The sequence below is a fragment of the Kribbella catacumbae DSM 19601 genome, assembly GCF_000372465.1.
Lineage (GTDB): Bacteria > Actinomycetota > Actinomycetes > Propionibacteriales > Kribbellaceae > Kribbella > Kribbella catacumbae.
Genome location: NZ_AQUZ01000031.1, coordinates 1 through 24,822 on the forward strand (window position 1 = coordinate 1; position 24,822 = coordinate 24,822).

The window sequence follows — 24,822 nt, forward strand, 5'->3', positions numbered from 1 at the left end:
GGTGTTGCCTGCGCCGGCTGGTGGTGCAAGCCGGACGGGCGTATTTTCCTCCCCGGTCGGCATCTCTGGCGGCATTGCCGGGTCGGCTAGCCGGTCGTTGGACGGCTGGCCGGTTGTAGAGCCTGTTGGGAAGTGGGTCTGGGGTTTGCGTTGTGTTCCGACCGACAGGCAGTAGTGCCTGTTCTGCGGCCGGCCGCGGCCTGCGTGAGCGTGGCGCGCGGCCGAACGGTCGACTACTTCCTGTCGGTCGGTACACAATCGGCCGCTGCCGAGCCAATTCGCAACAGGCCCTGTAGGGCGCTATCGGTCAAGCAACCGGCTAGTGGACCAGCCGTCCCGGACCGTTGCCGCTTAGTAGCGTAATTCCGTAGTACTACGCATCCGCGTTACCGGCCCAGCAGGTTGACTGGGGAGCATGACGAAGGTGGTGGCTACGACAGTTCCGATAGCAGGTCGGACCAGCTGGACGAAGTACGGTGCCCTGCTGGCCAAGGCCGTGCTGTTCATGTTGTTGCTCACGGCACTCATCTGGCCGGACCTGAGCGGTATCAAGGGCAAGGCTTCGACAGCCCGGCTGGTCGTCTACCCGATCGGCGCGATGCTGCTGCCGCTGTGGTGGCTCGCCTCCGGACGCGCGAAAAGCAAGCTGCACAAGGCTTTCCCGTGGCCTGCCGACCGCCGCGGTGATCTGGGAGGCCGGCGAGTACGTCGCCTTCATCCGCCATTCCACCGAACTCCAAACCGCCTACACCGACACCCTCGGCGACCTGGCCCTCGGCACCCTCGGCGCCCTACTGGCCGGCTTGATCGTCTTCCGGGTACGGCGTAACTACAGCAATCCCTCGGCGAGTTGACGGCGGAGGGTGCCTTGGCGGGTCTTGGGGAACTTGCCCGCCGGCAGCCGCCGGACGATCCCCCGGACCTCGACCGGCGCGTGCTCGATCGCCCAGCGGACCTCGGCGTCACCCACCCGCTCGTCGCCTCCCGCCTCGAGTTCGCGCGCCTGCGCGGCGGCAACAGCGGGCCCCAGCACATGGCTCACCTGATGGGGCGACTCGAGCGAGTGAATATAAGCCGTCCCCGCCACATACAAAGCGGCGCGGGCGACCAGCACCGCGACCGGGTCACTGACCTCGCGGGCAGCGGCGTTTGCCGCCCATGCGGCCGTGCGGATCTGCTTCGTCCGGTCACCGCCGTTGCCGAAGATGCGGATGCAGTCGAGGGCTTCGCGCGGACGGCTGTCCCCTGGGGCCACTGACTCGAACAGCGGCAGTACCCGCTCGACGCAACCGACGGCCCAGAGGCCCAGTCGGCGCCGGTCGATCATGGTGATCAGTTCATCGCTCATCAGGTTCAACCGTATCGTTGAACCTGCCGGTTGAGACTTTGTCAGCGATCCGCGGGCCGGCAGATTCCGTTCGCCGCGGCCGAGGCGGCCAGTGCCTTCGCGGCCGGGTTGTCCGGGGTCGGGATCTGGTCGTCGCGGGTGGTGTGGCGGCCGACGGGGACGACCATCGGGGTGCCGGCGACCGGGTCGGGGATGACTTTGACGGCCAGGCCGAAGACGTCCTGGACGACCTGCTCGGTGATCACCTGGCGGGGGTTGCCTTCGGCAACGATCGCGCCGTCCTTCATCGCGATCAGGTGGTCACCGAAGCGGCAGGCCTGGTTGAGGTCGTGCAGCACGAGCACGATGGTCCGCTCGTCCCGCTTGTTCAGGTCGACCAGCAGATCCAGTACCTCGAACTGATGCGTCAGGTCGAGGAACGTGGTCGGCTCGTCGAGTAGCAGGATGTCGGTCTCCTGCGCGAGCGCCATCGCGATCCAGACTCGTTGCCGCTGGCCACCAGACAGCTCGTCAATCGGCCGGTCGGCGATCTCCAGGACGTCGGTCGACTGCATCGCGTCGGCGATCGCCTCGTCGTCGCCCTTGGTCCACTGCCGGATCCAGCCCTGCCGCGGGTAGCGGCCGCGGCCGACCAGGTCCGCGACGGTGATTCCCTCGGGCGCGGTCGGTGACTGCGGCAACAATCCGAGCTTGGTCGCCACCGCCCGGGTCGGGATCGACTGGATGCTCTTGCCGTCCAGCAGCACCGTCCCCCGGCTCGGTTTCAGCAACCGGGCCAGCGTCTTCAGCAGGGTCGACTTGCCGCACGCGTTGGCGCCGACGATCACGGTGATCTTGCCGGTCGGGATCCGCACCGACAGGTCATGGATGATCTCCCGCTGGTCGTAGCCGACGGCAAGGTTCTCGGCCGACAGACTGTGCTGCACTTCCGCCTCCATGTCAGCCACCACTTCCGATCCGGTTCGTCCGGGCCAAGAGGAACATCAGGTACGGAGCTCCGATCACGCCGGTGACGACACCCACCGGCAGTTGGGTCTCACCCAGCGCGTGCTGCGCGACCAGGTCGGACAGCGCCACCACGAGCGCACCCATCAGCGCGGACGCGAGCATCGCCGGCCCGGGTGAACGGGTCAGCCACCGCGCGATCGGCGGCGCGACGAACGCGACGAACCCGACCGGCCCGGCAGCCGCCGTGGCGACCGCGGCGAGCAGGACGGCGATCACGATCAGCCCGAGCCGTGAGCCCTCGACCCGCATCCCCAGCCCGTACGCCGTTTCGTCGCCGAGCTGCAGGATGCGCAGCCGGTGCACGAGCATCACGATGACCGGGGCGAGCACGACGAGGGTGATCGCCAAAGAGCGCACGTGCGACCAGTCCCGCCCGTTCAGGCTGCCGGTCAGCCAGATCAGCGCCTGCTGGGCGATCTCGACCCGCGCCTTGGTCAGCAGGTACGACGTGACGCTGGTCGCGATCGCGCCGATGCCGATCCCGACCAGGATCAGCCGGTAGCTCGAGACCCCGCGACGCCAGGCGAGCAGGTACATGGTGAACGCGGTCAGCAGCGCGCCGGCGATGGCGAGTGCCGACACCGCGGTACCGGTCAGGCCGAGGGTGACGATCGCGAAGACGGCGAAGGCGCTCGCGCCGTACGTGACGCCGATGATGTCCGGGCTGGCCAGCGGGTTGCGCGCGACGCTCTGGAAGATCGCGCCGGACATCCCGAGCGCGACGCCGACCAGGATGCCGGTCAGCGCGCGGGGCAGCCGGAGCCGGTTGACGATGAACTCGGTGGCCTTGTCGCCGCCACCGAAGAGGGTCTTCACGACGTCGATGACGGGGATCTTGAAGTCGCCGAGCGAGAGCGAGACGCAGAAGACGACGAAGACGAGCACCGCCAGGACGACGACCACGACCACGTTCCGGGCCTGCCGGACCGCGCGCGCATGGGCGATCACCTGAGCCGGCGAGTGCTCCGCCGTGAGGCTGGCCATCAGAGGTCCGCCAGCTTCCGCCGGCGGACCAGCGCGATGAAGAACGGCGCTCCGATGACCGCCGTGACGATGCCGACCTGGAGCTCACCGGGCTGCGCGACGACCCGGCCGATGACGTCCGACCCGAGCAGCAGGATCGGCGCGAGCAGCATCGAGTACGGCAGGATCCAGCGGTAGTCCGGGCCGGTCACCAGCCGGGCGATGTGCGGGATGGTGAGGCCGATGAAACCGATCGGTCCCGCGGCCGCGGTCGCCGCCCCGGAGAGCAGGACGACGGTCACCGCAGTGAAGAGCCGGGCCATCCCGACCCGCTGACCGAGCGAGCGAGCCACGTCGTCGCCGAGCGAGAGAGCGTTCAGGACCCGGCCGGAGACCAGCGCGAGCACGATGCCGATCAGGATGAACGGCGCGACCTGGCTGGCGATGTCCGAACCACGGCCGGCCAGCGACCCGACCGCCCAGAACCGGAACTGGTCGAAGGTGTCGACGTCACCGATCAGCAGGGCGGTCGTGAGCGAGCCGAGCATCGCCGTCATCGCAGCGCCCGCCAGCGCAAGTTTCACCGGAGTCGCGCCTTCGCGGCCGAGTGATCCCAGCAGATAGACCGCCACCGAGGCCGCGGCCGCGCCTGCGAATGCGAGCCACACGTACGCCGTCAGCGAGCTCAGCCCGAACCAGTAGATGCCCGCGACAACAAAGAGCGCGGCACCGCCGTTGACGCCGAGGATGCCCGGGTCGGCGAGCGGGTTGCGGGTGACGCCTTGCATCAGCGCTCCGGACAGGCCGAGGGCCGCGCCGACCAGGAGGCCGATCACCGTCCTGGGCACCCGCAGCGACCGGACGATCACGTGATCGGTGTTCGCGTCGTCGTAGTGGCGCAGGGCATCGATCACCGTCGGCAACGGAATCTGCTTCGACCCGATCGCGATGCTGAGCAGCGAGACGAGCACCAGCAGCGCGACACAGACCACCAGCCCCACGATCAGCGTCGTACGCCGGGCCCGCGGCCGCCGCTTCTCGGCGCGAGGAGCAGCACCCGAAGGGCCGGTGGTGGCCGTGTCGGTGACGGAGGGCGGGGGCATTGGACTTTAGGATCCTCTTAGGTAAGGCTAACCTTTAGGTGCATCACCATAACCCGCTAGTGCGCCGGGTCGCACCTGAACCCCCCCTGCTTTGTCACTACTTTCCCCTGACGGAGACACTGGCATGACGACAGTGCTCGAGCGCCCGATCGACTTCGCCGCGGTGCACGCCACCGTGGCGGCGGTCGACGACCTCAGCCCGCACCTGCGCCGGGTGACCTTCGTGGCCCCGCGGATCGCCGACGTGGTCACGGCCGGCCCGGACCAGCGCATCAAGGTGCTGCTCTCCCCGCCCGACGGCGGCGAACTGCGACTACCCACCGGCGACGACTGGTACGCCGAATGGTGCGCGCTGCCCGCCGACGAGCGGTTCATCATGCGGACCTACACCGTGCGCGCGCTCCGGCCGGAGGTGGCCGAGCTCGACATCGAGTTCGTGCTGCACGGCGTGAACGGCCCGGCCTCGGCGTGGGTCAGCGAGGTCGAGCTCGGCCAGGAGATCGGCCTGATCCTGCCGTTCGCGGTCGACACCACCAGCACCAAGGGACTGTTGATGTCCGGAGTGGATTACGTGCCTCCGGCAACGAGTCTCAGTCGCGTGCTGGTCGCCGACGAGACCGCGTTGCCAGCGCTGGCAGGAATTCTGGAGCAGCTGCCGGCCGCAGTACGGGCGACTGTTTTCGTCGAGGTCCCCGACATCCGCGACATCCGCGCGCTGCCGAGTGCCGGCCGCGTGGACATCACCTGGATCCCGCACACCGGCGGTCCTTCCGACGGACCGAAGTCGTTGCTTGAGGCCCTTAAGGCCGCCACGCTGCCGTTCGACGCCGACTATGCGTGGGTGGCGGGCGAGTCCGGCATGATCAAGCAGGTCCGCCGCCATCTCGTCAATGTCGTCGGCCTCCCCAAGGCCGCCATCTCCTTCCAGGGCTACTGGAAACGCGGCGAAGCCCAGGCCTGACCGGATGTGGTGACCCGGAGGCCACCACATCCGGCTCGGGTCAGCTGGGGTTCTCTGCGTGGGTGAGGGTTTCCCAGGCTACGAAGAGGTCGTTCGTACCGGCTGGGCGGCGGGACTCGGTGATGACCTGGGTGTTGGCCATCGCGATGCCCAGGCGGGTGTGCAGGGCGTTGTAGCCGACCTCGGTGATCGGACCGAGGCCGCGCTTGAGGACCCCCTTGCAGAGCCAGGACGGGACCGGCTCCAGGTTGCGCTCCCAGCGGGACTGGAAGCCCAGGGCCTGGCGCAGCCGCTCGCCGAACTCGGGGTACAGGTCGATGCCCTGGATCCGGGATGTCTCCAGCACGTGGCCGATCGCCGAGATGCCGTAGCCGGTGTGGACGAAGTCGCGGCAGGTCTCCTGGGTCAGGCCGGTGACGAAGGTGCCTTGGCCCTGCCAGTACGCGACGATCTTCTCGCGGGTGTTGAGGTTCTGGCTCGGCTTGGTCTTCGGCAGCGCGCCGTCGGACTCCAGATAGACGAAGGCCGGCGTCCGGACCCGGAAGAGCGAGATCGCCTTGTCGTAGACCGTCCGGTCCTCGAGGAAGACGCCGATGCCCTGGATGGCCTCGGTCATGCTCAACTCCCAGTTGCCGTTGGAGTTCGAGCCGTTGATGATCTCGGGCAGGTAGACGTTGCGCAGCATCGTGCCGAAGCGGCCCGAGTTCGGCCAGTTGCCGTAGACGTGCTTGATGATCTCGGCGGCCTTCGGCCACGACGATGCCGACCAGGCGGTCTGCAGCGGCGCGTTGCTGTTCGTGTGGTCCCGGATCGTCGCCGACCAGGCATCCATCAGCTGGATCGCCTTCTGCGCATAGCGATCATCGCGGGTGATGTACCAGAGCACCGCATCCGTGTACGCCGCGATGGCATCGCCGCGCTCGTCCCGGCAACCGATGTCGGGGTCGGAGTACGGGCCGCACTCGACCACGGCGCGAGGCTTCGGCGTCCGGCTCAGTGAGCCGTAGGTGCTGTTCCTGGCCTGGTTGAACGCGTTCGTCCAGGGCTGCGCGCCGGCCTGGACCTTGGCGCGGATGAAGTCCAGTTGCGGCCGGCTGACCCCGACACCGGGGTGCGTAAAGACAGCGGGCGCCTGTACTGCGGTGTCGGCCTTGGTCGCTGCGTTGACCGGGTTGGTCAGCGTGCCGGCGAGCAGAGCCGCGCAAGCAGCGGCCAGCGCCGGTAAGACTGCTTTCTTTCTCATGGGCGGATTCCTTGCATGGGGCGGGGGCGGTTTGACGCTGCGATTCCCTAGCGCCCTGCGGTGGTTGTTGCTTTGCTAGTGCAAAGCAACAACCACCGCAGGGCACTAGTACCGCAGAGTCTTTTCGGAAGTTTGACGACAGAGCGTGAAGGCGTCAATATCCAAGCGAGTACTAAATTCACTCTGGAACAAAATTCTGATTTGTCCCATCAGCTATGGAACAAAGTGAGGTCTTGTCCCATGAAACGACGCCACTTCCTGAGTCTTGGAACCGCCGCCCTGGCCGCCCCGGCACTACCCTCCGTCACCGCCTCCGCGGCAACGGGGACGTTGAGCAGAATGGTTGCCAGCAGCAAGATCGACGACTGGTGGTGGGGCGACGCGCTGCACATGGCGATGCCACCGTTCGCCCGGATCGGCCGCCTGCGCAACGATCCGGCGTACTGGACGAAGCTCTATCAGCTCTACAACCACACCAAACGAACCCGCGGCCTGTACGTCGCGTCGAGCGGACTCTGGTACCGCGACGAGCGGTTCCTGCCCGGCAAGATCGTCTCGCCGAACGGCAAGCCGGTGCTCTGGTCGCGCGGCAACGGCTGGGTCGCGGCGGGACACGTGAAGACGCTGAAGGCATTGCCCGCGACCCAGCAGAATGTCGCCGAATACCGCAGTACCTTGGCGCAGTTGGTGGGTGCGTTGCGGCCGATCCAGCGGTCCGACGGATTCTGGAACGTCAATCTCGCCGACCCCCAGCATCTGCCCGGACCGGAGACCAGCGGCACCGCATTCTTCACCTATGCGACGGCGTACGCGATCAAAACCGGATTGGTGACAGCCAGCGGCTATCGAGCGGTCGCGGCCCGAGCCTGGAACGGAATGGCCGCAACGGCCGTGCACCCGAACGGATTCCTCGGCTATGTCCAGAAAGTCGGCGACCGGCCGGAATCGAGCCAGCCGGTCAACTACAACTCCACCGCCGACTTCGGCGTCGGCGCCTTCCTGCTCGCCGGCTCAGAGCTAGCGGGCCTGGCCTACTAACACCGAGCCCTTGACTCCGGCCGCGTCCAGCAGGGCCGCGGCCATCGTGATCCCGACACCGCCGAGCGCCTGGGCCCGTACGACGGCCCGGGCGCTCGCGCCGTCGAAGGCCATCGTCAACTGCAGCGCGATCAGTTCGGGGTCAGCCACCCCCGCGGCCACCAGTTCTCCCAGGAAGAAGTCGGTCATCCGCTGCTTGAAGTGCCGCGCGACCACGCTGCCCGGATGCTCCGGGTTCTTGAGCTCGACCGCAGTACTGACGAACGGGCAGCCGAAGAAGTCGGCACTCGCGGACAGCCGGTCCTGCCGCTCGAAGACGGCGATGATCCGCTCCCGAGGCGTCGTCCCGTCCTCGGGCCCGGGCTCCAGCGCCCGCTGGTACGACGGCCCCACGCTGGCGAGGCTTTCGGCGATCAGCTCGTCCTTCGAGCGGAACAGCTGGTACATCGACTTCTTCGAGACGCCGGCCGCCTTGCAGAGCGCGTCCACGCCGATGTTGACGCCGTCTCGGTAGAAGAGTTCGCCCGCCGCGTCCAGCAGCCGCTCGCGGGGTGTCGCCTGGGTGGTCATGGATCGAGCGTACCGGCTCGGCTTGCGTGAGGAAACTGATCGGTTTACGCTCTGGAAACAGATCAGTTTTCTCATCACAACTCCCTGGAGCTCAGCAATGACCACCCTCGAAGGCGCCGTCGTCCTCGTCACCGGCGGCACCCGCGGTATCGGCAAGGCACTCGTCGACGACCTGCTCACCCGCGGTGCGAAGAAGATCTACGCCACCGCCCGCAAGCCCGAGCCGAGCGCTGACGACCGCGTCGTCACCCTGCCGCTCGAGGTCACCGACCAGGCCTCGATCGACGCGCTGGTCGCCGCCGCGCCCGACGTCACCGTGCTGATCAACAACGCCGGCGGGAGCTCACCCGACACCTACCTGGACGCGCCGATGGAAGCGATCCGGGAGGTCTTCGACGTCAACTTCTTCGGCCCGCTGGCCGTCACCCGGGCGTTCGTCCCGGTGATCGAGCGCAACGGCGGCGGCCACATCCTGAACGCGCACTCCGCACTGTCCTGGGTCGCCCGGCACGGCGCGTACTCCGCCACCAAGGCCGCGCTCTGGCTGCAGAGCAACTCGCTGCGCCTGGAGCTGCTGGACCGCGGCATCGGCGTGACCGGCCTGCACATGGGCTACGTCGAGACCGACATGACCACCTCGGTCCCTGGCCCGAAGGAGAATCCGGCCGACATCGCCAAGGCCGCACTCGACGGCATCGAGACCGGCGCGTACGAAGTACTGGCCGATGACACCGCGCGCTGGGCCAAGGCCGCACTGTCCGGCGAGCTGACCGCCGTTTACCCCCAGCTCCAGAACTGACCAAAGGCCGACACGCGCTGGACACCTTTTCGTAGGCTTCTTGCGTAAAATGGGTCCAGATGATCGATGTCATTGCGGTACCGCGTCCTGAGGACGTTGTGGTGGACTTCCTCTCCGTTCTCGACCCTGGCTCCGACCGCGAAGTGCATCTGGTCATCGCGGACCGCGGGTCCTATCTGCGGCTGCCGGCGGGTGTCCCGCTCGCCGGCAGGCTGGCCCCGCTGGCAGAGCTGCTGCAGGGTTCCGGCGAGGGCGACAAACCGTTCTCGCCGGGGAGCGCTGCCGAGGCGATCGCGCTGGAGACCGGCGACGTCGCGACGACCGTGTGGACCCACTCGCCGGCCGACAGCCGTGAGCGCCGCGGCCGGTGGGGGCTCGACCTCGCCGCCGCGGTCCGGGCGCCGGTGCAGCACGCGGTGGGCGACGCGCATCGCTTCCAGTGGGCGACCGAGCTCGACGTGCGGCTCGACCAGCAGTTGATCGACGCCAAGCTCGACTTCGTCAACACGCACTGCGCTGAACTGCTCCGCCTCGGCGAGGACGACGAGGACGCGCTGCTCACGCGCCGGATCCACTCGGTCGAACGGTTCTTCAGCTCGACGCCCGACGAACGGGCCCGGCTGTTCGCGTTGGTGAACAGCATGAGTCCGGACGCGGCGCTCGTACCGGATCCGTGGGAGTTCGCGACATCGCAGTACGAGATCGAGCGGCTCGACGCGACCGCGGCGTGGGTGCGCGAGCATCTCGATCCCGCCGCCGGCCGAGTGATCGAGGTCGGCGCGTGCGAGGGCGCGCTGACCCGGCGGCTGCTGGACGACGGCTACTCGATCGATGCCACTGAGCCGAATCCCACCTTCCTCTCCCGATTGCAGAGCCTGGCCAGGCCGCACGAGAACGTCGAGGGTGACGTCCGGATCCACCCGCACAGCTTCGAGGAGCTGACCACGACGCGGCGGCTGACGGGTTCGGCGTACCTGCTGATCGAGCTGCTGTACTACGGCCAGAACCTGACGCTGCTGGAGCGCTTTCCGACCGACAGGGTGTTCGTGTCGATGGAGCCTGCCGAGCTGGCCGAGAAGGTCTGGCCGGCCGCGTGGTCGGTCGAGCAGGAACTCGAGCTGGTCCAGCCGCGGGTCGAGACGGTCGTCGGCGGACGTGCCTATCTCCGCAAGCGCGGCAGCCGCGGAGTACTCCTGCGGAGAAGGTGAACCAGGTCAGCTGACGTAGACGTCGCGGACGCGGGCGTACTCCATCGTCGCCGCGATGCCGTCCGCGATCTCGGCTGAGATCTCTCGCTCGACGATGCGCAAGGCCAGGTCGATCCCCGCGGTGATGCCACCGGCCGTCACCAGGTCGCCATCGTCGACGACCCGGTTGTGCTTCACGTCGGCGCCGAATGTCGCCAGCTCGTCCCAGGCGCCGCGGTTCGTCGTCGCCGGTCGGCCCTTCACGAGGCCGGCCTCGGCGAGCAGCATCGAGCCGGTGCAGACCGATCCGATCCACTGTGTGTGCTGCGCGACCTCGGCGATCCTGGCCGGCAGCACGCCGCGACGGGCCTCGGCCCAGGCGCCGCGTTCCGCGCGGCTCATCCAGCCACCGCCGGGGACGAACAGGGCGTCCGGCGTACCGAGTCCTTCGGGTGCCTTGAACTGCAGGCCGTGCATTCCGGTGACCTCGGCCGGTCCGTCGAGCCCGACCAGCGCCAGCTCGAACTCCGGCCGCCGGGACGCGTGGCTCCAGACCTCGAACGGGCCCATCACGTCCATCTCGTCCACGCCGTCGAAGACCAGGATCTCGATTCGCATGGCCCCACCTCATCGTGACCGGGTTTGCGGCGGAAGTGGCTCGATAGACATCGTTCACTAGATTCCAGCCATCAGCCTCGAACCGGCCCGCACGGAAAGTGGTAGCCACAACCGCTGGGCGCAGGGATAAGACCGCTGGGCGCAGAAGGCTCGCACGATGGGTGATCGACCCGCTACCCATGGTGGAGACATCCCGCCCTTCGGAGGTCCGCCATGCCTCGACGCGTCAACGCCGGCCCGATCGTCACCATCGCCACCACCCTGATCGCCACCACCGCCACCCTGCAGGCGGTGGTGGCACCGGCTGCCGCGACCGCCTCCGGCCAGGCCGCCGCGACCAGCTGCGACACCGCCGCGGCCGGCTTCACCCAGGTCCTGCAACTCGATCTGCCCGAGCGAGGTGGGTACCTGAACAAGACCCCGCCGTACAGTCTCGACCGGACCGCCGAGATCGGCCCGAACTTCGACCGGGTCGGCTACTGCCTGGAGCTGACCGGGCCCGACGGGCCGCAGTGGGTATGGACGGCGATGGAGCCGTTCTCCAATGACGCAAGGCGAATCGGCCTGCCGACGAGGCCTGGTGAACTCGTCCGGCAGCGGGTCGGCGACCTCGACGTCCAGTCCAACGTGCCCAGCGTAACGAGCGGAACGGGCCAGACCGGCTACCTGGAGATGTGGCCGAACCAGTACCAGGAGAGCGCTAGCACCCAGGTCGCGAACGCGTCGCCGATCACCTTCGACGTCGACGACAACCCGACCTCACCGCTCGGCTACGGCTCGTTCCAGGTCTCCCAGATCGGCCCGACCCGGCCGTCGACTCTTGCGGCCAAGCAGGTCTTCGCGATCAATACGTTCACCGAGTCGGACACCAGCACGCTGTCGCTGGGCATCGGCACGAACCCGAGCGGCCAGCCCGACTGGACCTTCGCCAACAACGCCAACCGCTACTCCCAGCGCCGATTGACCGCCTACGTTCGTACTGCGGTCGTCGCGCTGACCGAGTCTCCGCAGGATCGGCAGCTGATTCCCCGCGATGCCAAGGGCGGCTCGACAGTGCCGGTGGCCGGGCGGATCACCGACAGCCGGGTACGCCGGGTGCAGTTGCGGGTGAGCAGCAATGGGAGGACCGAGACGTTCAGCTCGTCGGCTAGCGCGTTCCGGTTTGCGCCGAGGATCGTGGCGGGGTTGCGGGAGTACACGTTCGAGCTGCGGGCTACAGGGCCGGGGTTGGACCGGGTGGTGGCTCGCCGGGAGGGAGTCGTGTCCGGGGACGTCTACGTAGTACAGGGGCAGTCGAATGCGGAGGCGGCGAAGTACAGCGGGGCGGCGAATGTGGAGGAATCGCCGTACCTGCGTAGTTATGGCTCTCCTACCTCTGACGGGACTATCTCTGGCGCAGACCGGGTCTGGCACTACGCGACCGGCGACGTGAGTCGGCAGTCCGGCTCTGTTGGTCAGTGGGCTGTTCGGATGGGTCGGCGGCTCGTAGACACCTACAAGGTGCCGGTGGCGCTCTTCAACGGAGCACACGGCGGTAGGCCGATCGACTTCTTCCAGCGCAACGACGCTGACCCGAATGACCTGAACACCAACTATGGAAGGCTTCGTCAGCGTCTGATGGGCGCTGGCGTGATGGGGCAGGTCCGGGGAGTGCTTTGGTATCAGGGCGAGTCGGACAACGACAACGCCTCGGTGCATGTCGCTGGCTTCACCACACTGCTGCAGGACTGGCGAGCCGACTTCGGGAGTGCCATCGCCGGTGGAAGCCGGTACTACGTCTACCAAGTCCGCACGTCGCCTTGTGGCAACACGACTGCCATGAGCCTGCGCGAAGCTCAACGGGCTCTCGGCGACACGGCTGGCGTCACGGTGCTCTCCACCAATGGTCTGTCGGGCCATGACGGGTGCCACTACGCGTACCTCGGCGGGTATCGCGACATGGGCGACCACGCGTACGCAGTACTGGCTCGGGATCTGTACGGCGGGCCGTCGGCGGGGGTGGCTCCGCCTAACCCGGCCAGTGTGAGCGCTAGTGGTTCGCAGCTCGTCGTACAGCTTCGGTCGGCTGATGCGCTGACTGTTGATGCTGGGGCTGCTGCTGACTTCCGGGTGGATGGTGCGGCGGTCACTGTGTCGTCCGTCGCCTACCAGGCCGGCGGGAAGCTCGTGCTGACACTGTCGGGTCCTGCGACGGGCGTGACAGCCCTGACCTACCACGGACACAACGGAGCCGGGCCATGGATCACCAACGCGAGCGGCACCGGCTTACTCGCCTTCACCCTGCCAACCACCTGAAACCAGGCGCGGCCGGCGCCCACCGCCCCGAGGCACCGGCCGCGCCCGACTGGCCACTCATCCGCAGACTGTCCCGACCGACAGGACATAGTCATCGAACAGACCGCTCGCCACGCTCAAGGAAGCGGGCTGACAGGGTCTTTTGGGGACTATGTCCTGTCGGTCGGGACAAATTAAGCCTTGTACGCAGCGAGAAACGCCTCGACGCCTGCTTCCGTGAACTCGGCGAGTTCATCGGGGGTCACCGCGTCCATGCGGCCGAAGAACATCACTCGGTTGCTGGGGATCCACAGCAGTAGGCCGGCCAGGTGGTTGGCGGCCACCAACGGGTCCTTCGTCTTCAAGAGGCCGCGCTCGGTGAGGCGGGCTAGGCAGGTGGCCAGGGTTGGGAGGACTCGGCCGAAGCCGCGGTTCCAGTACTCCTGGCCAAGATCCGGGAAGCGGCCCGCCTCGGCGATCACCAGTCGGCGCATTTGCTGCACCGAAGGCGTCATGATCGCGCCTACGAACTCGTCGGCCAGCCGCCGTACCGCTTGGTCGATGTCGTCGGCCTCCGCCACCTCTCGGCCGATTTCCGCGAACGGGTCCTCGACCCGGTCGCTGATCTCGACGATCAGTGCCCGGAACAGGTGCTCCTTGTCCGCGAACTGCTTGTAGACGGTCTGCTTCGACACCGACGCGGTCGCCGCGACCTGGTCCATGTTCGCGCCGACGTAGCCGTTCTCCAGGAACGCCTCCAGCGCGGCTTCGAGGATCTGCTCGCGTTTGAGCGCCGCCCGTGCGGTCAGTTCTGGCATCACGATCTCCCTTCGCAGTACTAGACAGTACCGTACTCTTATGGGTACGGTACCGTTCAGTACTCATCCTCTGAAGGAGAATCCGATGTCTACAGTTCGTTCGGCCGACGGCACCGAGCTCGCCTACTCCCAGGTCGGCTCCGGCCCGGCCGTGATCCTGATCGACGGGGCCACCGGCTTCCGCGCCTTCAACCAGACCTCCAGCCAGATCGCGGACCTGCTGTCCGGCTCGTTCACCGTCTACACCTACGACCGCCGCGGCCGGGGCGAGAGCAGCTGGAACGACGCGTCCACCACGCCCGCCGAGGACGAGATCGCCGACCTCGCCGCGATGATCGGCGCGGCCGGCGGATCCGCCGCGCTGTGGGGCATCTCCTCCGGCGGAATCCTGGCCCTGGAGGCGGTTCGGGTGGGCCTTCCGGTCACCAAGCTGGCCGTCTACGAGCCGCCGTTCATCGTCTCCGACATCCGCCCGCCGCTGCCGACGGACTACGTCGAGCAGCTACAGACGGCCGTCGCCGACGGGCGCCGCGACGACGCCGCGAAGATCTTCCTGACCAAGGCGGTCGGGATGCCGGAGGAGTATCTCGGCGGCGTGGTGGGCAGCCCGTTCTGGCCGACCATGCTGGAGGTCGCGCACACCATCGCGAACGACGGCGCCATCGTCGGCAAGACGATGTCCGGCGACCCCGCCGCGCTCGACCGGTACGCCGAGATCGTGACCGAGACGCTCGTGGCGTACGGCGACCAGACCGACGCCTCCATCATCGAGGGCGACCAGCTGCTCGCCAAGGTCGTGCCGAACGCGACCCTCGAAGTACTGCCCGGCCAGACCCACGACGTCGCGGCCGACGCGATCGCCCCGGTACTGCTCCGCTTCTTCAGCTGAGTACGCCGGTCGCCAGGTGGTCGCGTAGTGCGTCACTGTGTCCACTCCTCGTCGTTCCTTGGTAGGAGAAAGCCTCGGACGGAACGCGCTAAAGGACGATTACGTCCGAGGTCATGGAGAAGGTCTCCGTCCAGGCCCAGCGGGTGGGCTGATCCCGACGTACGGTGGATGCCATGTCAGCAACAGGGGGACGACCTTCTACACCGACCGAGGTGTTGGAAGAGCGTGTGGGGCCGTACCGGTTGATCCGGCGGCTCGGCCAGGGCGGCATGGGCGTCGTGTACCTGGCGGAAGGCCCTGAGCATAAAGAGGTGGCGCTCAAGGTACTGCGGTCGCACGTGGCTCACGATCCGACCGCGCGCGCCCGGTTGCAGCGCGAAGCGACCACGTTGCAGAAGGTGAACCACCCTGGCGTGGCGGGGATCCTGGACCACGATCTGCACTGCGACCGGCCGTACCTGGTGACCCGGTTCGTGCCGGGGCGGCCGCTGGACGAGCAGGTGGACGAGCGCGGGTCGTTGACGCCGCAGCGCTGGCTGCCGGTGGCCGGCTGCCTGGCGGAGTCGCTGCAGGCGATCCACCAGGCCGGTGTCGTCCACCGCGACCTCAAGCCCGGCAACGTGATGATGTTCAACGGCAAGCCGGTGATGATCGACTTCGGCATCGCCCAGGCCGCCGACGACCTCCGCCTCACCCAGACCGGCCTGGTGATCGGTACGCCGGGCTACCTCGCGCCGGAGCTCATCGAAGGCGAGATGGTCTCCGAATCGGCCGACTGGTGGGGCTGGGCGGCCACGGTCGCCTACGCGGCTACCGGACGACGTCCCTTCGGCAAGGGGCCGTTCGAGGTCGTACTGCATCGGGTGCACAGCGGTCAGGCCGATCTGGAAGGGCTTGACCCTCGCCTGAAGCCACTGCTGGCCGCCGCTCTCGCCCCTGACCGCCGGGACCGCCCGACCCAGACCGAGATCATGGCCGCCCTCAACCGGTACGCCGAGGGTCGCGACGCGTTGATCCCCGATCCGCGCGCGGCAAACGAGGAGAACCCGAAGACCGTGCTCCTCACGCCGGCGACGGCCGTGATGACCCGGGTGATGCCCGAGGACGAGGCTGTGGCCGCGGCAGCCGGCTCCGGCTCTGGCTCTGGCTCCGGCTCTGGCTCTGGCTCTGGCTCTGGCGAGCACGGGCCGACGGAGGTCGGACAGCTGGTGCCGTCGGTGATCCCGCCGCTGTCCGCCTTCGCGCCCGTCCGCGACAAGCTCCGCGACGTCGCCGCGCAGCAGAAAGCCAAGAAGGCCGCCGCAGCGGCCGCCGCGGGCAGCGCCGCCAGCCTGGCCGGCGGAACGGCTGGCGCTGCCGGCCTAGCCGGAGCAAGCGGGGGAGGCGCCGGGATGGCTGTGGGAGGCATGCCCATCCACCCAGCGACCTACAGCCCGACGCCTACCGCTGCTGCCCCGGCCGCGTTGCCTGTGAACTACCAGGGATACCCGCCGGCGCCCTACCAGCAGCAGTACCCGGCAGCTGGGCAGCCGCAGTACCAACCCCAGTACCAGCCCCAGTACCAGGCGCAGCCTCAACAGCAGTACCAGGCGCAGCCTCAACCGCAGTACGAGCCGCAGGGGTACAGCCAGCCGCAGCGCGGTACCGAGGTTGCGAAGCGGCAGAGTCACGAGCCGGTCGCTCGTGCGGACAGACCCCCGTCAGCCGACCAGCAACTGGCGCGGTCGGTCGTCGTAGTCGGCATCATGTTCGCCCTCGCCGGCGTCATCGCCTACACACCCGGCTTCGGCGCACTGCTCGCCGCCCTGCTGATGATCCTCGCCCGGACGGTCGACCGCGGCAGTACAGCTCTCATGCGCCGCCGTCAGGTCCGCGGCGGCCGCGGCAAGTCCGACGGCCTGGTTGCTGCCGCCGCGAGCCCAGTACACCTGATCGCAGCCAGCTTGATCACGCTGTTCTGCCTGATCCTTCCGGTGATCATGGGCTTCATCGTCGGCGGCATCATCACCGCCGGCGCCGCCAACTCGAACGGCCTCGACTGGCAACCGTTGTCTGCAGTCGGCTTCGGCACCGGCGCCATCGCGGGCCTGTTCGTCGCCTGGTGGGGACCCGGCGGCACGTCGCTTCGCCGCGGCTCCAAGATCACCCTGCGCAAAGCCTTCCGCCCCGCTTGGCTGAGCCTGCTCGTCGCGGCACTGCTCATCGCCGGCGGCGCACTGTCGTTCCGGAGCGCGGCCATCGGCAACGGCGCCGGCTGGGCCCGCGAGCCGATCAGCGCCCCCGAGCTACCGGACAGACCCGGCCTCGGCGACCTCCGCGACTGGCCGATCATCCGCGACCTGCCCATCGTCGGCCGCTGACCCAGCCGGCCGCCGGCCCTACGAGGGCTGAACGACCGGCTGCGACAAAGACTCAGATCCGGTTGTCGAGGATGACCATCTGGGAACGCTCCGGGCCGACGCCGACCGCGGAGATCGGGGCGCCGCTGAGCGCCTCGACCGCCTTCACATAGGTCTGCGCGTTCTTCGGCAGATCCTCGAAGCTCCGGCAGCCGGTGATATCCTCGCTCCAGCCGTCGAACTCCTCATAGACCGGCTTCGCGTGATGGAAGTCCGTCTGCGTCATCGGCATCTCATCGTGCCGCACACCGTTCACCTCGTACGCGACGCAGACCGGGATCTTCTCGCGCCCGGTCAACGTGTCCAGCTTGGTGAGCACGAAGTCGGTGACCCCGTTGATGCGAGCGGCGTACCGGGCGATCACCGCGTCGTACCAACCGCAGCGGCGCGGCCGACCCGTCGTCGTACCGAACTCGAAGCCCTGCTGCCGCAGCCACTCACCGTCGGCGTCGAGCAGTTCGGTCGGGAACGGCCCCTCGCCGACGCGCGTGGTGTACGCCTTCACGACGGCCATCACGCGGTCGATCCGGGTCGGCGGGATGCCGGAGCCCGTGCACGCGCCGGCGGAGATCGCGTTGGACGACGTGACGAACGGATAGGTGCCGTGGTCGACGTCCAGCAGCGTCGCCTGGCCGGCCTCCATCAGCACCGTCTTGCCCTCGTCCAGGGCGCGGCCGAGCAGCAGCGGCGTGTCCGCGACCATCGGCCGGAGGCGATCGGCGTACCCGAGCAGCTCGTCCATCACCTCGGCGATCTCGACCGCGCGGCGGTTGTAGACCTTCACCAGCAGCTGGTTCTTCTGCTCCAGCGCGCCGGTGACCTTCTGCTCGAGGATCTTCTCGTCGTACAGGTCCTGGACCCGGATGCCGATCCGGTTCATCTTGTCCGCGTACGTCGGGCCGATGCCGCGCCCGGTGGTGCCGATCTTGCGGCTGCCCAGGAAGCGCTCGGCCACCTTGTCCAGGGTCCGGTTGTACGGCGGGATCAGGTGCGCGTTCGCGCTGACCACCAGCCGGGACGTGTCGACCCCGCGGACCCGCAGGGCGTCGAGCTCCTCGAACAGCACGCTGAGGTCGACCACCACCCCGTTGCCGATCACCGGGATCACGCCCGGGGTCAGAATTCCGCTCGGGAGCAGGTGCAGGGCGTATTTCTCGTCCCCGATCACGACCGTGTGGCCGGCGTTGTTACCGCCGTTGAACTTCACCACGTAGTCGATCTCGGCCCCGGTGTTGCCGAGCAGATCGGTCGCCTTGCCTTTGCCCTCATCGCCCCACTGGGCGCCGACGAGCACGATTGCGGGCATCTCAGCCCTCCTCTTCACGCGTCGGCCCGGACGGCTCCATCGCCGTGCGCAAGCCGGCCGCTAGAAACGGTGAAGCCCAGACGCGCTCACCGGACAGTCATCCAGCACCGCATCTAGGCTCTTGCGGCCAAAGCCTACCGGAACTGCGCATTACCACGCTCGGAGGCGTCCGAGCGGTCAACACGTGACACCGAGCGCGCAATTCATCACGACGGGTTGCCATTTTCGGTGATCGCGTGCACACTCTTAGTCAGCGGCCCGCCGAAACTGCCGCAGGGGACGGTTCCGGCGGGCCGCTTTCTTATGCCCGGAGCCCGCAGACCCCTTGCAAACAAGGCGTTCCACGCGTTTCACAAACACTCAAGCTCACCCGCCCGGGGGTTGTTGCCCGGCGCCCCGGCCTGGTTGCCTCCAGCGACGATCAGCTCGCGTCCAGCTCCGCGGGATTCGACGCCAGCCACTCCTTGACCCGGCGGTCGGCCTCCTCCGGTGAGACGTCCTCGACCTTGGTCAGGATCGCCCAGCGATGCCCGAACGGGTCGATCACCGTGCCGAACCGGTCCCCGGTCATGAACGTCTGAACCGCCTCCACCTGCCGTGCCCCGGCCTCGATCGCCTTCGCGAAGGTCGCGTCCACGTCCGGCACGTAGTGCACCAGCGAGGAGTGCACCCACTCGCCGTTCGGCGCCTGCAGCCCGATCTGCGGCATCTCGTTGCTCAGCTGCAGCATCGAGTCGCCGAACTTCAGCTCGGCCTGGCCGAGCCGCCCGTCGGGCATGTCCTGCCGGCTGACCACCTCGGCCCCGAAGACCTCCTGGTAGAACTCGATCGCCTTCGGCCCGTCGGACACGGCGAGGTACGGGGTGAGCGAGTGGTAGCCGGCCGGGATGGGGTTCACCTTGTTCGTCGTCATAGCGGACAGTCTTCGCGAGCGGGGTGGGCCGGGTCTTGTAAGAACGCGACAGGTTTCTGTCGGCGGGCTGCCGTAGGTTGGGAGCGTGTCCAGGAAGCCGTTCGACAGCGAGAAGGGCATCCTCCATCCGCGGGAGCAGGCCCGGCACCGGAGCCTGACCCGGCTCTTGCCCGGACCGGGGATCGACCGGTTCGTGGAGTGGTACTGGATCGTCGAGTGGGACCTCCAGGAGCCGTACGTCGCCGAGGTGCTGCCCTACCCGTGTGTGAACGTGACTTTTGAGGAACCCGGTGGCGCCTTCGTGAACGGCGTCTGCACGCGCAAGTTCGAGCGCGAACTGATCGGGCGGGGCCGCGCCTTCGGGGTGAAGTTCTGGGCCGGCGGCTTCGGCGCGGTGACCGGGCTGGACGTCGGCTCGTTCCGCGACCAGGTGCTGCCGCTCTCCGCCGTGTTCGACGACGCCGACCGGCTGGCCGACCTGGTCTTCGCCGAGTCCGACGACGTCCGCCGCCGCGCCGTCTTCGAGGCGTTCATGGCCGATCACCTGGTCGCGGCGGACGCGCAGTACGAGTTGGTCCGGAGCGTGATCGCGGCGATGAGCGAGGATCGCGAGCTGACCCGGGTCGACCAGGTCACCGAACGCTTCGACCTGCCGATCCGCAAGCTCCAGCGCCTCTTCCGCCGCTACGTCGGCGTCGGCCCGAAGTGGGTACTGCGCCGCTACCGCCTGCACGACGGCGCCGACCTGCTGGCCCGCGGCGAGGTCACCGAACTGGCCGACCTCTCCGCTGCCCTCGGCTACTACGACCAGGCCCACTTCTCCCACGAGTTCAAGGAGCAGATCGGCCTGACCCCTGCGGAGTACGCCCTCCGGGCCCAGGCCGAACGCTCCATCACCGCCTACCGCTGAGGGCTGCGGACCACAATGCTCGGTGGCTTCGGCTGCACCATGTCCTGACCGATGAAGAAGCCCGGGTGCGGCGGCTGGTTGTACGCCGTGTTCTGCCACGCGACGCCCAGCCGGTAAACCGGATCGTGCATCAACGTGTGCATCCGCCGGTCCGTCGGATGCGGCGTGCTGTAGATCCGCAGTTCCGAGCTGTCCGTACTGCGCCAGGCGATCTCCTCGCGCCAGTCGCCGAACAGGTCGGCCTGGATCACCGGCGTGCCCTTCGTCCCGTTGTTCGAGCGGGCATCGGGATCGGTGAGCAGGACGTCGGTGGTGCTCGCCTCCCAGTTCCACCTCGCGATCGTCGGCGTGCCGGCCAGAGTCGTGGTGTTCCAGTCGTGGTCCACGATCTCGCGCAGCGGATCGCCGTCCCACCAGGCCAGGAAGTTGGCCGCCGGAATGGTGGTCGACACCAGTTCGCCGGTGGAGGACTTGAGCTGACCGACCCGGGAGTTCCAGGCCGCGTCACCACCGACGGCCCACCCCTCGGCGCCTGGGTGGCGCGGATCGATGTCGCCCGCCGCGGCCCGGCCGGTGTCCCGGGTCGCCGGGATGTCCCAGATGATCGAGCCGGTCCGGGCGTCGCGCATCGTGGCACCGCGGTTGCCGCTGCGCCCCATGTCCTCGTGCGCCGCGAAGACCTCCAGCCCTGGCCGGGCCGGGATCAGATCGCTGACGTGCAGAGCGTCGCCATGCCCGAGACCCGTGCTGTACAACAGCTTTCCGTTGTCGTCGACGGTCATCGAGCCGAACACGATCTCGTCCTTGCCGTCGGCATCGACATCGGCCACCGAGAGGTTGTGGTTGCCCATCCCGTAGCCACCCTCGCTGCCCTTGTCTCCTGAGTCGAACACCCACCGCTGCTGCAGCTCCCCGCCGACCAGGTCGTACGCCGCCAGTACGGCGCGGGTGTAGTAGCCCCGGCTGAACACGACACTGGGGTGTTCGCCGTCCAGGTACGCGACGCCGGCCAGGAACCGGTCGACCCGGTTGCCATAGGTGTCGCCCCAGGATCCGACGTCACCCCGCGGCGGCGTGTAGTCCACGGTGTCCAGGACCTTGCCGGTCGAGCCTTCGATGACACTCAGGAACTCGGGACCGGTCAGGACGTAGCCACTGCTGTTGCGGTAGTCCGCGTTCGGATCGCCGATGACGGTTCCGCTGCCATCCGTCGTACCGTCCGCGGTCCGCAGGGTGACCTCGGCCCGGCCGTCGCCGTCCAGGTCGTAGACCTGGAACTGCGTGTAGTGAGCACCGGCCCTGATGTTCGGTCCCAGGTTGATCCGCCAGAGCCGGGTGCCGTCCAGCTTGTACGCATCCAGGTAGACGAGGCCGGTGTAGCCGGCCTGGGAGTTGTCCTTGCTGTTGGACGGCGTCCACAGCTGGATGATCTCGTAGCTGCCGTCGCCGTCGACATCACCGGCACTCGCATCACCGGCGCTGTACGTGTACGGCTGCCCGTCCTTCGTGTAGTCGTCCGCCGGCTTGTCGAGGCGGAGGGAGAAGTAGCCCTTGGCCCAGGTGCCGAACTCGGCGGTGGCCGGCGACTCCTTCCCGTTGGACACCGCTGCCACCCGGTAGCGCGACGTCGCAGTACCGGCCGGGTCCAGCAGGCTAGTGGCGTTCACTAGCGGCTTCGGAGTGATTCGGACGCCGTCGCGGTACAGGTGGAACGCAATGGACTCAGGATCCGTCCCGAGCAGTCGCCAGCCCACCAGCACCTTGCCGTCTGCAGTCGGTACTGCGGACGGCGCGCGATCCAGGTACTCGGCCTGCCGCTTCAGCACTGTGACAGCAGGGGTTTCCAGCGCTACTGAAGCAGCTGAGACGCCGCCGACGTTCACTGCCGAGACCTGGTAGTAGTACTTGATGGTGGTGAGGACCATACGATCCTTGAACGACGTCGCCGTCGTCCTGCCGACGACCTTGTAGGGCCCGTCCGGGGATTCCGCCCGCGCGATCAGATAGCTCCAGGCCGTCTTGCTCTTCTTCCAGTCCAAGGTGAGGTCGTGCTTGTGGATCGCCAGCAGCTTGAGCCTCGTCGGTGCGTCCGGGACAGCCACGGCCGGGTCGACGATCGAGGCGCGGACCACCGCGGAGGGCACCGACTCCAAGCCGGTGTTGTCGATCGCGGTGACGTAGTACGCGTAGTCCAGACCCGCGGTCACAGTGGAGTCGACGAAGCCGAGAGCGGCTTGATCCGCCACGTTGACCGGCCTGTCGTCGCCCGGCCCTTGCCGGTACACCCGGTAGCCGACAGCATCGGCCTCCGCGTCCCAACTGAGAGTCGCGGTGTGTGCCTGCGGGGCGATCGAATCGACCTTCAGGTTCGCCGGAGCGACCAGCAGTGGCGTGACGTCGATCCCGTTCAGCCGCGCACCGGTGCCGCTGATCACGATGTTCAGCTGCCCGTCGGCCACCGAGACCGGACCTTTCAGCTTCTCGGTCACGCTCTCCTTGCCTGCGTTCCCACTACCGGCCGGCTTGCCTTCGATGGCGAAGTCGGTCCGGCTGCTGCCGATCCAGTCGCCGCTGTAGGTCTTGACCATGTACGTCCCGTTCGGAACGTCCAGCTTGAACTCGAACGGGCTCCCCGACAGCACGAAGTCCCGCTGCAGGTCGTTGGGCACTCCGGCCGTACTGCCGCGGTCCCGGTCGGCCATGGCCTCCGGTGCTTGCGTGAAGCCGAAGCCGCGCTCCACGGAGTACGTCATGGTCCTGTTGACCTCGGTGTACCCGGCGGCCACCTGCGCTCCGACCGGCTGGAAGTCGAACTTGTACTTCGCTCGCTTGGTGGTGAACGTGGTCGCCACAGAGGGCTCCGACTCGCCACGCCCGTTGACTGCGCCAACTCGGTACGAGTAGCTCTCCCCCTCGGCCAGTCCCTGCACCACCGCGCTAGTGCTCGTCGTAGTACCGACGAGCGCGTACGCCGTGTCTGGGGCTGAGGCGGTCTTGCGGTAGATGCGGTAGATGTCGGCACCGGCGGGCGCCGTCCAGCGCAGTACGGCGCCGGCGTTGGAGACGCTGCTGGCCAGCAGGCCGGTAGGAGCGGCCGGGACGTTCGCGGGCGGCTCTACCTCGACTACTTCGTCCGCTAGCGGGACATCCAGTTTGGCGACGTCCGTGGCGACCAGGCGGGCCAGCTGGATCGCGCCGTACTCCTGGAAGTGTGTGTCGTCGACGGTTCCGTTCGGGCGGCCGGGGTAGACGCCCGGGTCGACGTGCAGGAAGACAGCTTTCGCCGTGTCCGGCCCGATCTGGTCGAGGTAGGCCCGGCTGGACGCGGACAGGTCAACCAGGTCCACCTCTTCCTCGGCGGCCAGCTCGACCATCTTGGCGACGTACTCCGGGAAGCTCACGTTGAACTTGCCTGTCGCGGGATCGAAGCTGCGCCGGGACACCGGGGTGACCAGGACCGGCACCGCCCCGCGCTGGCGAGTCCCGTGCACGTACGTCCGCAGGTATTCCTTGTAGTCGGCCGGTGAGGCGTAGCGGTCGTCGACGCCTTGAGTGGCGTCGTTGTGGCCGAACTGGATGAACAGGTAGTCGGCCGGCCGGATCGCCCGCAGGATCTCGTCCAGCCGGCCCTGGCTGATGAAGTTCTTCGAGCTCCGGCCGCCGATCGCCTTGTTCACGACGAGCACGTCATCGCTGAGGAACCGGCCCAGCATCTGCCCCCAGCCGGCCTGCGGCGCGAACCCGGGGTCGTAGGTCTGCACCGTCGAGTCACCGGCCAGGAAGGCGGTCGGCTTCGGACCGGCCGTCCGGGCCGGCAACCGGGTGATCACCAGTGAGTTGAGCTTCGCCGCCGAGCCGCTGAAGTCCAGGTTCAGCTGGCCGTCGACCAGCGAGACCGGGAACGTCATCGCCAGATATTCGGCAGCCGGCTTCGGGGTCAGCTGGACCTTGGCCATCTTCTCGCCGGTGATCGCGATCTCGCTCGACTCGGTGGCGTCACCGGCCACCAGTGCGACCGTGTAGTCGCCGTTCGGCAGGTCGACGACGAACGAAGTACCGGCGACCGCGACGAAGTCGGTCCGAACGGCGTCATCGGTACCCCGGTCGACCGCTGTCACCTTGGCCGGATCGGCGAAGCCGTAGCCACGGCCGGCCTCGTAGGCGACCGGGCCGACCGCCGTGTAGCCGTCGGCGACCGCACTGCTCGAGGGACCGAAGTCGAAGCGGTAGGCGACCTCTGCGGTGGCAGCGGCCGCGGCGGTGGGCTGGATCAGGGGAACGGCCAGGGCCAGCGGAAGCAGGGCGGCGAGCGCCCTGTTTCCGAATCTGCCGGCCTTGGACCGAGGCGGATGCGAAGTCATCATCGAACTCCTGGGGACAGGTGCGGGGTTCAATGGAAAGCGTTCTCCCGCTAGTCCCGGATGAGTATCACGCCGATCCGCTGGCGAACAACGGTTCGCCAGCGGTCCCAGGGG

General features: G+C 67.9%; 20 protein-coding genes. 9 read left to right on the top strand and 11 right to left on the bottom strand.

The window, feature by feature from the left end:
* The first annotated feature begins 683 nt into the window (after positions 1-683).
* Positions 684-854, top strand: a complete 171-nt coding sequence (locus tag A3ES_RS54345) for a hypothetical protein (RefSeq protein ID WP_020390130.1) — start codon at positions 684-686, stop codon at positions 852-854.
* On the opposite strand, the gene A3ES_RS0127875 is transcribed toward A3ES_RS54345, so the two are convergent.
* The 4 genes from A3ES_RS0127875 to A3ES_RS0127890 are packed head-to-tail and all read right to left on the bottom strand — an operon-like array spanning position 830 to position 4,422.
* Positions 830-1,348 carry a putative immunity protein gene (locus A3ES_RS0127875; RefSeq protein WP_026163265.1) on the bottom strand — a complete coding sequence of 173 codons (519 nt, stop codon included), beginning with the start codon at positions 1,346-1,348 and terminating at the stop codon, positions 830-832. The two genes, A3ES_RS54345 and A3ES_RS0127875, sit on opposite strands and share 25 nt — an antisense overlap.
* A 41-nt stretch (positions 1,349-1,389) precedes the next feature.
* Positions 1,390-2,286 carry an ABC transporter ATP-binding protein gene (locus tag A3ES_RS0127880; RefSeq protein ID WP_051084826.1) on the bottom strand — a complete coding sequence of 299 codons (897 nt, stop codon included), beginning with the start codon at positions 2,284-2,286 and terminating at the stop codon, positions 1,390-1,392.
* Between the two features lies 1 nt (position 2,287).
* On the bottom strand, positions 2,288-3,340 hold the full coding sequence (locus A3ES_RS0127885; protein WP_020390133.1) for a FecCD family ABC transporter permease: 1,053 nt from the start codon (positions 3,338-3,340) through the stop codon (positions 2,288-2,290).
* On the bottom strand, positions 3,340-4,422 hold the full coding sequence (locus A3ES_RS0127890) for a FecCD family ABC transporter permease (protein WP_020390134.1): 1,083 nt from the start codon (positions 4,420-4,422) through the stop codon (positions 3,340-3,342). The genes A3ES_RS0127885 and A3ES_RS0127890 overlap by 1 nt, the downstream gene beginning before the upstream one ends.
* Positions 4,423-4,546: 124 nt before the next feature.
* Here A3ES_RS0127890 and A3ES_RS0127895 point away from each other — a divergent pair, with 124 nt between their 5' ends.
* Positions 4,547-5,383: a siderophore-interacting protein gene (locus tag A3ES_RS0127895; RefSeq protein WP_020390135.1), complete on the top strand. Its 837-nt coding sequence runs from the start codon at positions 4,547-4,549 to the stop codon at positions 5,381-5,383.
* Between the two features lie 40 nt (positions 5,384-5,423).
* Here A3ES_RS0127895 and A3ES_RS0127900 read toward each other — a convergent pair whose 3' ends face one another.
* The gene (locus A3ES_RS0127900; protein WP_020390136.1) at positions 5,424-6,626 is read right to left on the bottom strand and encodes an alginate lyase family protein; all 1,203 of its coding nucleotides are present in this window, start codon (positions 6,624-6,626) and stop codon (positions 5,424-5,426) included.
* A gap of 240 nt (positions 6,627-6,866) precedes the next feature.
* On the opposite strand from A3ES_RS0127900, the gene A3ES_RS48725 reads away from it, so the two are divergent.
* Complete coding sequence (locus tag A3ES_RS48725) at positions 6,867-7,664, top strand: glycoside hydrolase family 88 protein (protein ID WP_083933742.1); 798 nt, start codon at positions 6,867-6,869, stop codon at positions 7,662-7,664.
* Here A3ES_RS48725 and A3ES_RS0127910 read toward each other — a convergent pair.
* Complete coding sequence (locus tag A3ES_RS0127910; RefSeq protein WP_020390138.1) at positions 7,644-8,234, bottom strand: TetR/AcrR family transcriptional regulator; 591 nt, start codon at positions 8,232-8,234, stop codon at positions 7,644-7,646. The genes A3ES_RS48725 and A3ES_RS0127910 overlap by 21 nt on opposite strands.
* Positions 8,235-8,331: 97 nt before the next feature.
* Here A3ES_RS0127910 and A3ES_RS0127915 point away from each other — a divergent pair, with 97 nt between their 5' ends.
* On the top strand, positions 8,332-9,033 hold the full coding sequence (locus A3ES_RS0127915; RefSeq protein ID WP_020390139.1) for an SDR family oxidoreductase: 702 nt from the start codon (positions 8,332-8,334) through the stop codon (positions 9,031-9,033).
* 59 nt (positions 9,034-9,092) lie between these two features.
* Positions 9,093-10,241, top strand: a complete 1,149-nt coding sequence (locus A3ES_RS0127920; protein ID WP_026163266.1) for a class I SAM-dependent methyltransferase — start codon at positions 9,093-9,095, stop codon at positions 10,239-10,241.
* 6 nt (positions 10,242-10,247) lie between these two features.
* Here the strand turns inward: A3ES_RS0127920 and A3ES_RS0127925 are convergent, their stop codons facing one another.
* Positions 10,248-10,838 (bottom strand): DJ-1/PfpI family protein, encoded by a 591-nt coding sequence (locus tag A3ES_RS0127925; RefSeq protein WP_020390141.1) that lies wholly within the window; start codon positions 10,836-10,838, stop codon positions 10,248-10,250.
* Between the two features lie 213 nt (positions 10,839-11,051).
* Here A3ES_RS0127925 and A3ES_RS0127930 point away from each other — a divergent pair, with 213 nt between their 5' ends.
* Entirely contained in the window at positions 11,052-13,133 is a 2,082-nt protein-coding gene (locus A3ES_RS0127930) for a sialate O-acetylesterase (protein ID WP_020390142.1), read from the top strand.
* Between the two features lie 173 nt (positions 13,134-13,306).
* Here the strand turns inward: A3ES_RS0127930 and A3ES_RS0127935 are convergent, their stop codons facing one another.
* Positions 13,307-13,930 (bottom strand): TetR/AcrR family transcriptional regulator, encoded by a 624-nt coding sequence (locus A3ES_RS0127935; RefSeq protein ID WP_020390143.1) that lies wholly within the window; start codon positions 13,928-13,930, stop codon positions 13,307-13,309.
* 85 nt (positions 13,931-14,015) lie between these two features.
* On the opposite strand from A3ES_RS0127935, the gene A3ES_RS0127940 reads away from it, so the two are divergent.
* On the top strand, positions 14,016-14,819 hold the full coding sequence (locus A3ES_RS0127940; RefSeq protein WP_026163267.1) for an alpha/beta fold hydrolase: 804 nt from the start codon (positions 14,016-14,018) through the stop codon (positions 14,817-14,819).
* A gap of 212 nt (positions 14,820-15,031) precedes the next feature.
* Positions 15,032-17,179 carry a serine/threonine-protein kinase gene (locus tag A3ES_RS0127945; RefSeq protein ID WP_237745075.1) on the top strand — a complete coding sequence of 716 codons (2,148 nt, stop codon included), beginning with the start codon at positions 15,032-15,034 and terminating at the stop codon, positions 17,177-17,179.
* Positions 17,180-17,231: 52 nt separating this feature from the next.
* On the opposite strand, the gene A3ES_RS0127950 is transcribed toward A3ES_RS0127945, so the two are convergent.
* Positions 17,232-18,524, bottom strand: coding sequence for an adenylosuccinate synthase (locus A3ES_RS0127950; protein WP_020390146.1), 1,293 nt, complete (start codon positions 18,522-18,524; stop codon positions 17,232-17,234).
* A 421-nt stretch (positions 18,525-18,945) separates the two neighbouring features.
* Positions 18,946-19,437: a VOC family protein gene (locus A3ES_RS0127955; protein ID WP_020390147.1), complete on the bottom strand. Its 492-nt coding sequence runs from the start codon at positions 19,435-19,437 to the stop codon at positions 18,946-18,948.
* A gap of 85 nt (positions 19,438-19,522) precedes the next feature.
* Between A3ES_RS0127955 and A3ES_RS0127960 the strand changes: the two genes are divergently transcribed.
* A complete protein-coding gene (locus tag A3ES_RS0127960; protein ID WP_020390148.1) occupies positions 19,523-20,347 on the top strand; it encodes a helix-turn-helix transcriptional regulator in 825 nt (274 codons plus the stop codon).
* On the opposite strand, the gene A3ES_RS0127965 is transcribed toward A3ES_RS0127960, so the two are convergent.
* On the bottom strand, positions 20,338-24,708 hold the full coding sequence (locus A3ES_RS0127965; RefSeq protein WP_202806607.1) for a rhamnogalacturonan lyase family protein: 4,371 nt from the start codon (positions 24,706-24,708) through the stop codon (positions 20,338-20,340). The genes A3ES_RS0127960 and A3ES_RS0127965 overlap by 10 nt on opposite strands.
* Positions 24,709-24,822: the final 114 nt, after the last annotated feature.